The sequence below is a fragment of the Methylosoma difficile genome (assembly GCF_054657615.1).
Genome location: NZ_BAAHYJ010000007.1, coordinates 67,498 through 80,388, shown reverse-complemented (window position 1 = coordinate 80,388; position 12,891 = coordinate 67,498). Strand labels below are relative to the sequence as shown.

The window sequence follows — 12,891 nt, the reverse complement described above, 5'->3', positions numbered from 1 at the left end:
TAGTGGGTATCACCTGAATCTTAGGTTAAATCGCACAGCTATTTGCTAGTTCATAGATTCGCATTTATTTATTTTTGGATTTATCTTGTATGAATTTTTGAATGCCTTCAATATGAGCTCGGAGATAAGCGCGACTTAAAGAATCGTCTAATGGATCATTGTTATTATCAATGTATATCATATTCTCTTTAGAATTCTTACCACTAGGGTATTGGGTCGATGTTGTGCTGTTTGGACACCTAACAATGTTCATCTTATTGAAAACAGACAATGAACAGTCTGCCAGTTGTGGGGGTGCATTTTTTTTGAACAGCTCTGCCTGGGTTAACGGCGGTTTATAGACATTTGGTGATAAGTCAACGCCATTTTTATCCAAGATATACATAACACCGATAAACACTATTGGGGTGGCGACAACGACCCCAATAATGACCATTACGTTTTTGACAATTCCCCTCAAGCAACCAGGTTCTTCTTGATCTTCTGTTTCTGCGGTTACGTTTTCCTCTAAACCCCATTCAGCACTGCCCGTCATCCCGTTTTTTAATAAATTGGCGTTAGCTTTCCGAAGATTGCCGCTGGCTTTCCGAGTCATTCTAAGACGATGGTGTATAAACATTACTATGATTCCTGTGTTTGTAGTTTCACCACTGTATTAGCAAACCAGCGTGGAGCGGTTTTTGCCGCTTCCAATATTTCATCGTCACTCGCACTTATTTTTGGCGTAGCGAGAAGCAAACAGACATTGGTCATTCCGTGAAACAGGAAAATAACTCCGGCAAATATCGTAAATACAAAAAAAGATTTTATAGGATCAGTTGTTTTTAAAGAATGTTCAAGCGAACAAACAAATATTAAAACATAACCTGCACAATAAAATTTGTTGAAATTTCGACGAGTTTGTTCTGCGTTAATGTATTCGAGAATTGATTGGTTCATGTTGAATCACACTGTTGGACATCTTGTCTAAAATACAGATAAATTGTTCATTTCATCAAAAGAAGCGGTGTATCCAATATTATTCCACCATTTTATAGTGAAGTTTTTCATGTGCTCCCTCCTATCGTGTTTAATGCCCTCTGCTACAGCACTCCAGCCATCTAAGCAATCAAATGCTGATTTGTATCGAGCCTGATTATCATTATCCCATTTTTTCTCTTCTTCTTTTGCCGCACTTTCCCACAAATTGGCGAGTTCTTGTGTAATCATAAATCTAATTCCATTTGTTTCGATTGCACTTCGTAGTTGAATCCACGGTTCTTGTCATTGCTTTACCTCCCGTTTAATTTTCTTTTGGAGGTCGTTCAGTTGTAATTTGACGGTTGCCGCCTTTTCAGGAGACCATTGTTTGCTGACCACGAATAAGGCCGGAGCGACAATGGTTTGGACGTAAGCATAGGAGAATGCAGAATCCTCAATAGCTCTACCATAGTCTTCGGAGGACAAGGTGCGGCTTTGATAAAGATCACCTTTCAGCAAAAGTGGGTCGTCTATGGCAACAAGCCGCAAATCCTTCCGGTTGATCAGGCGACCAATGGCGGCGGCATGGGGTGCGGCCATATAAAACAAACAGCCTTGGTTTTGGGTGGCCTTTAGTATCGCGTCTTCGTAGTTCACTGCATCCTGGACGGCTATATCCTTATAGGCCGGATTCAATGTGGCTAATCTATCCCATGTCATGCGCGAGCCTGAGTTTTTGGGAATCCAGATTTTTTTATCGGCGATATCCGCAATAGTTTTACTTTTGGAATCCACGCTACAGGCCAAGTGACCGGCTTCCAAAAACGGTTTGAAGACTACCTCCAATTTTTCGGCATCGTACAGTGTATCGCCCTGTAGGAACCCTGCGTCACAAGCACCTGATTGCAGTTTGGCCAAGATGTCTGGCGAGCCCTTCGTTGTGATTAGCGCCATATTAACGGTGGCCCCCACTTCCGGGTAAATCACATCCTTTGCGACCGCGTAATAAGGGCCTCTTTCAGAGCCGGTACATATATTCAAGGTTGGCAAACTGGCGGCAAGCGCCGCCTCTGACAACGCGGCTGACGAGGGAACGCCAGCGGGAAGCCAGTTGGGGTTTGGCTGAGTTGTAATGCTTTGTTTTTGGCTATCAACCTTAGCCAAAGCCTCCTTCAATTCAGGATCATTTTTAGCCATTTGATCCGCTTGTTCCCGCCACTGGCGATAATCCTGGTCGTTCTGGTGGTTATGGGCATATTGGGCAGCATTGCTTGTGTTGTTCAGCAATGAATATAAGAAAACCGCTGAAATCAGACCAGTGTCAGAGACACCAGACGACCATCTGGACGAATTGGCTTGGTGGTATTGATTCCTAGCCGCCCAAGGATCGGCTTGCCTGGTCGCTTGTTCATACAGTGGGTTGCTACGGTATTGGTTACGATACTTTTCCAAATCTTCTTTTGGAAAGGACTTCGGTTGATGCTGTTGGTTAGGAAAAAGTGCTTGGAAGCCACTGAATGATTTTTGGGATTGCTGCTTGTTGAATTGGTTGTCAACCGTGTTGTCACCGACCCCAAACTTAAAATTTTGGTTTGGCTTCGTTTTGTAGGCTGGCGCTAAGGTTTTAGTCGGGATTTTGAACGACGGAGTTCTTGCCGGATTAGAGGATTTGAGCGATGCCGACCAAGCACTCGATATAACTAGCATCGGTATGATTAACGCCAAAAAAACGGTTTTTTGCATTATTTATTCCTATGGGAATTCGCTTAAGAAATAGAGAAAAGGTGCTATTGACAGAAAATGGCAAGTTGAAATTGACGGTAATTGGGTTTTAGCGGTCATTTGATAATCCAATCATTTGGATTTTATTGTCTTTAAAAGAGGTAGTTGACTTTAACCAAGACCTATTAACGCCTTAAACAATTCTACCGAACAGCTTGAGGAAAGGTTTATAGGTTATCGCTGTCATAGTTGCCGAGAATAAGGTTGCGAAGATGATCTCCGCGAAAAATGGTGGGTTCTCGACTATCACGCCGAGCGATATGATCAATCTGCCAATAACAGCGGTTATGACCGCCAAAATAAAAAATAAAACGCTATGGACTATATTCATGGTCAATATTCAGAAAAATAGATTGTGGTGAGTAGTGCCAAGAAAAAAACAAGGTTGGGTAGTTCATTTTGTGGCTGTATTTTTCGTACTAAGCGGTGAAATGACACTATTCGGTGACTTAAACCTACCGCCTAGATTCCATTTTCTTTCCTCAATTTCAGTATAGATGAAACCGTCGGCATGAAGGTCACCGTCATTATCCTCCCAAGGAGAGACCCAAATTCGCATCACTTGTGGTTGTGTTCTAATAGGAATGGGTTGCTCTATGGTTGGGACGGGAACTGGGCTTGCGTTAACGTGGATAGTCTCCGTTTTACGGTCAGAAGCATCCAAGTTATTGTCGGGTTTTACGGAGTCAGAATTGTTTGTGGCCTTATAAATTTCGCGGGCCGACTTACAGTGGACACCATCAACACCACCTGGACAAGAAAAATCGCTTTTGCCCAGGCTAAAAACGGAACACCCTGCCATTAAAACGGTGAAGACCAAAACAAGACATTTAAAAAATTTATCTACCATTGATTTCATCCTCTAGGTCTTTTTCCAATAACGTTTTAAATGATTTGACTGCCCCTTTAAAGGTATTGTGTGAAGGCAGGTAAATAAATGGTACACCTTGAATTTCAAGCATCTTTGTAGCGACCACGGCTTTTTGCAGAGGCTTAAGGTCACAGGAGCCTTCCTGCCTTACCAAAGGGGGAAGTTTGGAGTAATCTTTGGCCAACAATGCTTGGATAGACTGCTCTTTATCTTTATTGCATAGCAGTTGCTTGGTAAGCTCGGCAGACTTGCTTCCTAGTACCGGCACCACTACCAGTTTGAATGTGTAGTCTTTTGCTAGAGGTTCGATCTGGCTAATCAGGTCGTGGCAATGGTCGCATTGGGGATCAGTAAATATCGTTACCTCCCGTTTTCCGGTGCCGACGGTCAACGTGGATAATTGATCCGGGTTAATGCCGATCTTTCTCAAATCGACTTTTTCAATGCCCTGGGTGTCCGCTACGGACGTGATCTGCTTACCCCGCCACATGTCCACCAACTTAAAATTGCCGGCGACTACAAAATGTCCGTTATCGGTGATCAAAAATGATTTGTCACCCGCTTTGATGAATGACAGTCCCGTTACGGGCAGGCGCTTGACTTCATCGATGCTCCGCATGATTTCTTTCACATCTGCCGTCATTTCCGTGTCGGTTTTAGGAGTGGTACTGCTGGTTTGTGCCGTTGCTTGATTTACTGAGAGTGCCAACAAAACAGGCAATAGACCAAGGGCGTTAAATTTATCGGCAAAGTGTTGTAAAAACTGGGGAGTAGATTTGTTCATAAAATTCCTATTATCGATAGTTACCGTTTCCAGAGAAACCGCTGATACTGCCCATGAGGCCACTTGACCCGCCACTAATGCCACCGTAAGTGCCGTGGTGCTTGGTCACTGGTCCATAGGTGGTGTTGGTGATACGATCCGGCAGGACGGCGGTGCTTCTCGATTTTCCGGTGAGGGCCATGCCACGTACCAGAATCAAATCGATTTTTCGTCCGGCATCCACTTCAATAACCGGGAAAATGTTTTTGGCCATTTCCAGGTAATATGCCGCGAGTTGGTCGGCGGCGGAATGCACACCGCCACCGATGGCCTGACCACCCACCGCTTCGGGTGAGGGATATTGGAACTGGCTGGTACCGGATGGATTCAACGCTAACGGCTGGACACGTTGTGGGGTGAACGCCTTGCCGAGACCGGATACAAATCCTGCCAACAAAGCGTTGCCGATGACCTGCCCGTTCTTGCTGACCAAGCGGCCACGTACACCCGCCTTGCCGTCTTCACCAACAGAGTAGGCATCCATCGGTGTTTCTATGACCGTGCCATCTTTTTTGACACAAGACAACCGTTCGGCACGCATATAAGCACGCTCAGAGCTTAAGTCACCATAGCCGCTGGCGATGACGAAGCATTCGGCAATGTCCATGCGATATTTATTTGGTAATAAGGCCTCGTGTTTGACACGCAATAAGGTCGGGAACGGGTCCATCCGCGATTGGTTTGACGTGGGCGCATCCAGACCTGTCATCAGGACGCCGCTTAACATCGTACCGGACGGCAGGTAAACGTCAGGCAAACCGGTAACGCTGTAAGGTTTTTTGATATTGACCGTCTCAATAATACGCTTGCGCTCCTCACGTTTTTTCGCCAGTTCCGTACTGTTTGCCATCGTGCTGGTCTGCGCTGGTGTGGAACCGCCGTTTTTCGTTTTTTTGCCTTCCTCGCCGAATCCGGTGATGACGCGGATTTTCAGACCCGTTTCAACGCCTATATCGGGATCGTTGATGTTAGGTGGTTGTTTGGATGTTGGCTCGAATACGCTTTGTCCTGGTCTGGTTTTAGTGGAAGTTAATTTAGGATTACCGGAAATGTCGGGCAAAGGGACTTGGTTTTCTAAAATATCTTGAGCACTGGCCATCCGTTTCTCCAGTTCTTCATACCGCTGCTTCAGTTCGCTGGTTTGTTCTTTAAGGAGCTTGTTGTTTTCAATCATCAGCTCATTGGCTTCTTTGATTTTTTTGTCTTGCTGTTGGTAACTTGTGCGGACTTCGGTCAAATCTTCGGTCAGGTTCTTAATCTTCCCGGCCAAAGCATCCAACGACACTTCGCGGGGATTTTTGCCATTGAACAGGTTGTATTCAATCTTTCGTGGTTTCTTTGTGGGGGTAATGTCGCTATCTTCGGACGTGGCGACGACTAGGATCGCGGAGAGTAAAAAAACGACACCGCCCCCTCCCAGCAACATGAGCTGCTGTTTCCTTTTTGGATCAAGATTTTGATAAAATTCGGCCAGCCGCTTCTTGGGGTTGTTATCCATGAGTCAAGTCCGATAGTTAAAGTAAAGAAGGGCGGTATTCGACATCACGTTCCTGGCCATTGCGGATTAGGACGAAAATTTCAGTTTTATCGCCAGGATTCAAGCGAATTTTTGGCCACGATGAAACGGCCATTACTGATTCACTGGCACAGAAAGCCTCTTCAAATACCTTGGGGGCGAAACTTTTATTCTCGGCGACCAGCACAACAATGCGCATGTCTTGCCCAACAAAGGTTTGCCCGTAACTGAAGGCCAGGTTGGCGTTATGGCATAGACGTGAAACGCCGGATTCACTGGCCTGTTCATCCAGTGAGAAGCCGGAGGGGACTTGTTGTTTAGCCAGGGTCTGCATCATGCTTTTTATGTCTGACAAGTAATCCGATTCTTGGCGAAAGGGTTTCTCGGGTTCGGGCGATAATCCTAGTGATGCCGGGTTGTTATTGTCCGATTGACGGTCGGATTCAATACGGATTTCTATTGGAGTGGCGAGGTTCACGGGCAACAATTGCAACGAAGTCGCTTGACCCGTCTCGACATCCGAGATGAACAGGCTCACAGGGGACTCCATATCCGTGGCGACATACACCGCCGATCCGTCAATTTTGGTTTCAACATTGTCCACGGTCAGCACTTTAGGGTTCGCGTAAGGTGTGACGATGCGGTTGAGTTTGTTCCTGGCGACTTCAACCGTTTCCGTAATACCTTGCTTAGAATGGATGGTCACGCCTGTTTTAAGGCTGTGGTTGTCGGGCTTCATTAATTTGGGTGCCGGTGGTTTTACGCCCAATAGGGGCGGGCGTTTTTGTGGTTTTGGTTTTGGTAAGGGGAGCGTTGGCGCTTCAGTGGACGGAGGTTCTACCGCTGGTGAAGTGTTTTGCCCGTCTTGGTCAACGGGCAAAAGCCCGTTAGCCACGGTATTCTGTGCGGGAGGTGGCGTTTTAACGATAGGATTGGCCTGTTCTGTCGCCGCTTCAAGAAATGGCGGCTCCATTAGTGGCGGGGAATCTTCGGCAACGGCAATAGAAGATGGAGATGCCAGCCATAAAGCAACGATCAACGGCCTGATGGCCGATTTCTTGTGGTGTGCCGGGAATACTGTCATTTTGCTTTCTCCTGATCTTTTTTGGTTTGTTGTTTGGCCGCTTCCCTTTTCACCACCGCAACAATTTTAGCTTCGCCTTCATATAGGGCCAGATGGGAAATAATCGGGGAGTAATTCTTGATGTCGATCTTAAATTCAAAGGTCTGGCCGGATGAACCTGATTTGGCTCCGACGCCTGAGATCCAATGCTTGCCAGTCACAAAAACTTTATCGGTTTCGGGTTCGTAAGAGACTTTCTTGATTTCGAAGGTAGATGACACCTTTTCTTCCTTCAATGTCTCCAGGTCATTGCGTACCTGGTCATTCAGCAATAGCTTGATGTCAGGTGTGACCATGTCATTAAGTGATTCGAGGATAAAATCGGCATTTTCTGGTGTTATGTTGCCTAGGAGGGTAGCTGCGTACATGCCCCAGGATTTCTTATAACCTTCCGAGGCTTTGTTCTGGGCAATATCGGCCTGTTCTGACAAACCTTGTGGAATCAAGACCACCAGTTTTTCTGTGTTCAACACGCCAATGACCAAAATTAAATTAACGAAGAGTAAAAAGCCGCAAACAATTTTTAGAAATTTGTTTGAATCTTGGAGTCCCAGCCATTTTTGAGTGAAATCGGTATGTTTCATGGTTTAGTGGAAGAATCTGATAAAAGGCAAAGGGATGGATGTGGGGAATTTGTCTTTGGCATTGATGCCAGCATTCCAATACAAAGCATGGATCAAAAAACCGTTTGATTGCCGGTCTTTAAATTTCTTATAAATTTTCACTAGGAATAGCCCGGCGGCCAACAACATGCCCAAATGGTCTGCCATAATGCCGATGGCAAACATGATGGAAAGCAAAATGAATTCATCAAATTCCCAAAACAGCAATTGCTGCGGGTCGTCCAAGTAGTTGGGTATTTGGCGCATGGTCAGTTCCTCGTGACGGGGTAAAGTTCTGAGCGGCGGTTTAATGCGCGGCCAGAGTCGGTTGAATTAGTCGCTGCGGGTTCATGTTCCCCCAAGGGAAGCGTCGAAATAAGGGAAGGTTTTACGCCTTTAGCGATAAGATACTGTCTAACGGCCTGAGCTCTCTGCAATGATAAACGTTGGTTGTAAGCTGTCCTTCCATAGGAATCGGTGTGACCTGTGACTTTAATATGCAATATGCCAAGCGGGGCATTTTTGACTATAAAATGGTTTAACTTTGCGGTTTCGGCATCAGACAACGTGACGCTGTCAAATGCAAAGTAAACGGTGTTGATGTTTCCATTTTCGTGTTCAGACGGGACAGGCCTTGTGGTGGCTACAATGGACGCAACGGGCTGTAAGCGGGATGGTAAAGTCAATGCGTGCTGAAATGCGGGTTCGATGATCGCTTGATTTTGAAAACCCTTTATTAGCGCATAATCCAGATTAGAAACCACCGGTGGGGAATAGGTGGTTTCTATAACGAAATGGCAGCTTTTATCGGATTTTAAAAATAGGTTGGTGCAACCAGTCATAGCGACGGAGGTCACGAGCAACCAAAACAAGTTTTTATTCAAATTTTTCATCGAGAATGGTCTCGTAACGTTTAACTTTAGTGGAATACGCTGCGCCACGTCCGGCATTGAAGGAGTGGTATCGGGCAACAGCCTGACGCAGACCGTTACCGACATGGACATCTTTTAAAATGCCAGCGGCCACCATAATGTTGACACTAGGGTCAATCAGGAGTTTTTTGTCCCTGACCCTATGGCCGTTCCAGCGGAGATTGACTTGCATGAGGCCGACATCGATATTAGTAACACCTTGGTCAAGCATGACAGTCAGGGCTTTTACAGCGGCTTCTTTGGTAGGGTAGCGGTATGGGCCGGACTTGATGCCGGCACCACCCTTATTGACATAAATGGTCCAAGGCCACGGCCTAAAAGTCCGGTCGTGCCAGCGCATCCCTGTTTCTTGTAAGGCTATACCGTATAAGGTATTAGGGTGGACGCCGGCAAGCTGTGAGGCTTTCGCCCACAGGCTTTGTTTAAGGACGGCTGAACCGGCGTAACCATAAAGTGGGAAAACCATTAATAAAAGTAAAAATCGCCGCATACATTTTCATTAAATTTGATCTGTATTGACTATTTTAAACCAGTAGCCGAGATTCTATCGGGTCGAAAAGTATCAAAAAAGTGGTATAGTTCGACCCGACAGAAGGGCTTTTATTAGATGATAAAGTCGCTGATAGTGAGATTCGCAGAATATCCCGTCAATAAAACGGAGAAATCTGCGTTAGCGTCACCATTGAGGTCTACACTAATAGTTGTGTCAGCACTAATAGAACCGGATGCGGCAAACTTGATTTCGCCGGCGGTGTGGGTAAAGTCAGCGCCTTTGTCGGTTAACAAGACCAAAGGCACGGCGGCTGTGTGTAAATTAGCAAAATTAATTTTGTCCGAACCACCGATAAAATCAGTGATAATATCTGGAGCCGCAACTTTGGTGTCGGTTACCGCGGTAAATTTGAAAATGTCATTGCCATTTCCTCCAGTCAACTTATCTGTTCCTGCGCCACCATCCAGAACGTCGTCACCATCCAAACCGGACAATACGTTGTTTGCGGAATTGCCGGTCAACATATTGTTGCCAGCATTGCCTGTCCCATTGATGACAGATGTGGCGGTTAAGGCCAACGCTTCAACATTAACCGCCAAGGTGTAACTGACGCTGGATTGCACGGTGTCAAAACCTTCAGAGGCGGCCTCTATGGCCCGGTCACCGGCATCATCAATGATATAAAGGTCGTCACCGAGATTACCGCGCATCGTGTCGGCGCCTTTTCCTCCATCCAATGTGTCTTTGCCATCGCCACCATTAATAGTGTCGTTACCGCCTGCGCCGCTCAGAATATTGTTTCCGGCATTGCCGGTCACCACATTATTGGCGTCAGTTCCGGTAGCATTAATGTTCGTCGAACCCGTTAGCGTCAGGTTTTCAACATTGACGTTCGCAATTTTATAAGTGACGGAACTGAATATCGTGTCCGTGCCTTCTTGGACAGTCACGCCCGCGACAATTTTGGTATTTTCGACAACAGAATCAGATGATGTGTCAATGTAATAGCTGTCATTGCCGTCGCCGCCCGTCAATACATCAATTCCGGTACCGCCATCTAAGGTATCGTTACCTAAACCACCGAACAATTTGTCAGTCCCATCACCACCGTTCAAAACGTTATCAGCGCCATTGCCTGTAATAGTGTTGGCATCCGCATTGCCAGTACCGTTAATAGCCGCAGCACCTGTCAGGGTAAGGTTTTCAACATTGGCAGAAATGGTGTAAGTGATCGAAGCATTGATGGTGTCACTGCCTTCAGATGCGTTCTCAATAATCGTATCTGCCAAATCATCAATGACATACGTGTCGTTTCCGGCACCGCCCAGCAAAATATCCGCCCCCGTCCCACCATCCAGGAAATCGTTACCGTTTTGTCCTGTTAAAATATTGGACGCGCTATTACCGATGAGCGTATTGCTGGCGGCATTGCCAGTACCATTGACGGCGTTTGTGCCTGTCAACGTCAGATTTTCGATGTTGGCGAGCGAAGCGTAGGCGCTTAAATTATAGGTGACATCCGTTTTTATGGTGTCCGTCCCTTGCCCCCCGTTTTCAACAATCGTATAGCCAATTGTTGATCCCACAATGTAAGTGTCGTCACCAAAACCGCCGGACAGGGTGTCATTACCGCCGCCACCGCTGATCAAATCATTGCCAAGACCGCCGTCAATTTTATTGGCATTGGCATCACCCGTGAGCGTGTCGTTAAAGGTGCTGCCGATCAGGTTATCAATATTAACCAAAGTGTCAGTTCCTGACCCTAATGTGTTTTGGGCGGTTGCCAATGACAAATTGACAGCCACACCACGGGTGCTGCCAAACTGATAGGAAACCGTGTCATTGCCACTTACACCATCAATCGTGTTGTTGCCATAATTGGCAAAGATAACATTGTCACCGATGTTGCCTGTGCCATTTAAGTTGGTGACCCCAACCAGTTTGAGGTTTTCGACGTTGTTGCCGAGAGTATAATTGACCGTCGCCAACACGGTATCAACGCCTGAACTGCCGACGGATGTTTCGTCGGCTTTGTCATTGATATTGTCAGCGATGTAAATATCATCCCCCCCCAGACCGATCATGGTGTCCTGACCTGTACCGCCATTAAGGATATTGTTCCTGGCATTGCCAGTGATGACATTGTTGGACGTGTTGCCAATGGCGTTGGTGGCGTTGTTTAGCAGGATCAAGTTCTCAATATTGGCGGCAAGCATATAATCAACTGTGCTGCTGACCGTGTCGGTGCCTCCAGCGGCGGCTTCAACGACCTGATCCAATGGGTTATCGACCAAGTAATTGTCATTTCCAGCACCGCCTGACAAGACATCGATGCCCAAACCGCCGTCCAGGGTGTTTGCCCCGGCATTACCGGTCAAGTTGTCATTAAATTGTGAGCCTTTGAGATTTTCAATATTGACCAAGGTGTCAATACCCGCACCCAACGTATTTTGCCCGACCGTGGTGGCAAGGTTTACGGTCACGGCCGCGATGGCACTATCGTAAGAAACAGTATCGTTTCCGGCACGCCCGTCGATATAATCGGATAGGACGCTATTGTTGATGGGATTGTCTTTAATGTCGCCAATCAAAACCTGGCCGCCATTTGAAAAAACAAAATTGGCGGTCGTTAAATTGTCAATGGTAAGTCCGGTAAAGGTGATGGCCTTTCCAGATATGGTCATAACGGCATCGCCAGTCGCATTCACCGAGAAAACGGCTTGACCCGCATTGATGTTGTCGCTGTTGAAATTGATGATATCTGTGGGTTTGAAACTAGGGAACACTTTAGTTGTCCCCGTGAATGATGAAAAGTTAAAGGTGGCCATAATCTGCTCGCAAAAAATTAATGTCTGGATTAAAGAATCCTTGATGGTTCAATAAAGCCTGTTGCCGACCAATTGCAGTTTGTTGCCTATTTAAAAATAGCCCATTGAACGGGCTATTTTATAAGGGGTGTCACTTAGCAAAAGAGTAGGGTTTAGATTAAGGCTGAAACTACTGAGTTGATAATGGCGGGACCGTAATAGAGGGACAATGCGCCGGAGATACCGATAACGACAGCGATGATGGATTGTTGGACAACACCTGTAGCAAGGCCAACCAAGAACATGCCCAAAGCAATTACCTTGCCTAGCGTGCCTTTAGACCAGGCTTCGAGTTTTGTGTAAATGTCCGCAAAATCATCACCGTCCGTACCAGCAAACGACGCTTCTTGGAAAACCACCAAGGCAGTCAACAAGCCGATGAAGATCAAGGCGCTTTTGTAGTGCTTGTTGACAAATTTTTGGGTTTTTTGGGAAGCCAATTGGAGGCCGAATGTGACTGTGTCCAGGAAAGAAATTTTAGTTGTTGAAGCGATATTTTTCATCTTAGCGTTCCGTAATTTAGTTGAATAGATTTAAAACAATGCCGTCATCGGCAAGACTATTCTTCATTAAAATCAATGAAATGATAAGCGCGAAAAGTGTCACTTTTTTGGTATAGTTCAATCGAAGCACAAAACTGTGTAGCCTTTTTTGAGCTTTTTTCTTACGATGGTCTGACTGGCATTTACGGTTGCTTCACGGGTAGGGTAACAATCTTTCCTGACCATTCCTGGCGACCCAATTCGCCCCCATTCCCGCACCAATACCCAATCCTGAAATATCCCCGGAGTCACATGTATCCGATAGAACCGATGCATGTTCTGGACAGGGTCATTGCGTTGAAGATGAACAAAGGTAGCGAAGACACTTGATCCTGTTCCACTACTGTCAGCCATAGTCATTTCTTCCTAATAGGAAACCT

At 46.2% G+C, this 12,891-nt stretch carries 15 protein-coding genes; all 15 read right to left on the bottom strand.

What is annotated here, in order from left to right:
• Positions 1-64 precede the first annotated feature (64 nt).
• The 15 genes from ACYQ1O_RS16415 to ACYQ1O_RS16345 all read right to left on the bottom strand — a co-directional run bounded on the left by ACYQ1O_RS16415 (position 65) and on the right by ACYQ1O_RS16345 (position 12,865).
• Positions 65-619 (bottom strand): hypothetical protein, encoded by a 555-nt coding sequence (locus tag ACYQ1O_RS16415; RefSeq protein ID WP_459993301.1) that lies wholly within the window; start codon positions 617-619, stop codon positions 65-67.
• Positions 620-621: 2 nt separating this feature from the next.
• Positions 622-939, bottom strand: coding sequence for a hypothetical protein (locus tag ACYQ1O_RS16410; RefSeq protein WP_459993299.1), 318 nt, complete (start codon positions 937-939; stop codon positions 622-624).
• 27 nt (positions 940-966) lie between these two features.
• A complete protein-coding gene (locus ACYQ1O_RS16405; RefSeq protein ID WP_459993298.1) occupies positions 967-1,209 on the bottom strand; it encodes a hypothetical protein in 243 nt (80 codons plus the stop codon).
• 54 nt (positions 1,210-1,263) lie between these two features.
• A complete protein-coding gene (locus ACYQ1O_RS16400; RefSeq protein ID WP_459993297.1) occupies positions 1,264-2,685 on the bottom strand; it encodes a TAXI family TRAP transporter solute-binding subunit in 1,422 nt (473 codons plus the stop codon).
• Positions 2,686-3,136: 451 nt separating this feature from the next.
• Complete coding sequence (traV, locus tag ACYQ1O_RS16395) at positions 3,137-3,601, bottom strand: type IV conjugative transfer system lipoprotein TraV (RefSeq protein WP_459993296.1); 465 nt, start codon at positions 3,599-3,601, stop codon at positions 3,137-3,139.
• A complete protein-coding gene (locus tag ACYQ1O_RS16390) occupies positions 3,582-4,397 on the bottom strand; it encodes a DsbC family protein (RefSeq protein WP_459993295.1) in 816 nt (271 codons plus the stop codon). The genes traV and ACYQ1O_RS16390 overlap by 20 nt, the downstream gene beginning before the upstream one ends.
• Before the next feature lie 10 nt (positions 4,398-4,407).
• Positions 4,408-5,934 (bottom strand): TrbI/VirB10 family protein, encoded by a 1,527-nt coding sequence (locus ACYQ1O_RS16385; protein WP_459993294.1) that lies wholly within the window; start codon positions 5,932-5,934, stop codon positions 4,408-4,410.
• Between the two features lie 16 nt (positions 5,935-5,950).
• Entirely contained in the window at positions 5,951-7,036 is a 1,086-nt protein-coding gene (locus ACYQ1O_RS16380; RefSeq protein ID WP_459993293.1) for a hypothetical protein, read from the bottom strand.
• A complete protein-coding gene (locus ACYQ1O_RS16375; protein WP_459993291.1) occupies positions 7,033-7,659 on the bottom strand; it encodes a TraE/TraK family type IV conjugative transfer system protein in 627 nt (208 codons plus the stop codon). Before ACYQ1O_RS16375 ends, ACYQ1O_RS16380 begins: the two co-directional genes overlap by 4 nt.
• A 3-nt stretch (positions 7,660-7,662) precedes the next feature.
• Entirely contained in the window at positions 7,663-7,944 is a 282-nt protein-coding gene (gene traL / locus ACYQ1O_RS16370) for a type IV conjugative transfer system protein TraL (protein ID WP_459993290.1), read from the bottom strand.
• Positions 7,945-7,946: 2 nt separating this feature from the next.
• Positions 7,947-8,570, bottom strand: a complete 624-nt coding sequence (locus tag ACYQ1O_RS16365) for an OmpA family protein (RefSeq protein ID WP_459993288.1) — start codon at positions 8,568-8,570, stop codon at positions 7,947-7,949.
• Positions 8,554-9,099 (bottom strand): transglycosylase SLT domain-containing protein, encoded by a 546-nt coding sequence (locus ACYQ1O_RS16360; RefSeq protein WP_459993287.1) that lies wholly within the window; start codon positions 9,097-9,099, stop codon positions 8,554-8,556. Before ACYQ1O_RS16360 ends, ACYQ1O_RS16365 begins: the two co-directional genes overlap by 17 nt.
• A 113-nt stretch (positions 9,100-9,212) precedes the next feature.
• Positions 9,213-11,930 (bottom strand): beta strand repeat-containing protein, encoded by a 2,718-nt coding sequence (locus ACYQ1O_RS16355; RefSeq protein WP_459993284.1) that lies wholly within the window; start codon positions 11,928-11,930, stop codon positions 9,213-9,215.
• Between the two features lie 152 nt (positions 11,931-12,082).
• The gene (traA, locus tag ACYQ1O_RS16350; RefSeq protein WP_459993283.1) at positions 12,083-12,472 is read right to left on the bottom strand and encodes a TraA family conjugative transfer protein; all 390 of its coding nucleotides are present in this window, start codon (positions 12,470-12,472) and stop codon (positions 12,083-12,085) included.
• A 117-nt stretch (positions 12,473-12,589) separates the two neighbouring features.
• Positions 12,590-12,865, bottom strand: coding sequence for a WGR domain-containing protein (locus tag ACYQ1O_RS16345; RefSeq protein ID WP_459993282.1), 276 nt, complete (start codon positions 12,863-12,865; stop codon positions 12,590-12,592).
• Between the last annotated feature and the right edge of the window lie 26 nt (positions 12,866-12,891).